The sequence below is a fragment of the Vibrio sp. D417a genome (genome assembly GCF_030248595.1).
GTDB classification, from domain to species: domain Bacteria; phylum Pseudomonadota; class Gammaproteobacteria; order Enterobacterales; family Vibrionaceae; genus Vibrio; species Vibrio alginolyticus.
Genome location: NZ_JAHGAM010000065.1, coordinates 1 through 554, shown reverse-complemented (window position 1 = coordinate 554; position 554 = coordinate 1). Strand labels below are relative to the sequence as shown.

The 554-nt window shown below is 49.5% G+C and carries 1 protein-coding gene; it reads left to right on the top strand.

All coding sequences use genetic code 11. The annotated features are described in order from the left end of the window. A partial coding sequence (locus KI742_RS23470) for a DUF5801 repeats-in-toxin domain-containing protein (RefSeq protein ID WP_285445319.1) occupies positions 1-554 on the top strand: 554 nt, incomplete at both ends.

Genomic DNA, 554 nt, shown 5'->3' with positions numbered 1-554 from the left:
CACTAGACCATGCGGTGAATAGCGACAGTCTGCAAATCGACTTCCCGATTATCGCAACAGACTTTGATGGCGACACCTCATCGAAGACGTTACCTGTCACCATCGTTGATGATAAACCAACCATCACTGACGTAGACGCAATCCGCGTGGATGAAGATGACTTAGCGACGATTGGCTCTGACGGCTCAGATCCAATTTCAATCGATGGCAACTTCACTACAACGCAAGGCTCTGATGGGGTAGTAAGCTACCAATTGGATGCTGCTGCAACGCCTGTTGACGGTCTAACATCACAAGGTGTGGCCGTCACGCTGACTGAAACCGCAAACGGCGACGGTAGCTACACTTATGAAGCGACAGCAGGAACTGAAGCAGTATTTACGCTGACCGTTAATACGGATGGTTCATACAACTTCACGCTGCAAGGTCCAATCGACCATGCGGTAGACAGTGATGAACTGACACTGAACTTCCCAATCATCGCGACGGATTTTGATGGTGATACCACCACAGAAACGCTCCCAGTCACCATCGTGGATGATAAGCCAACTATT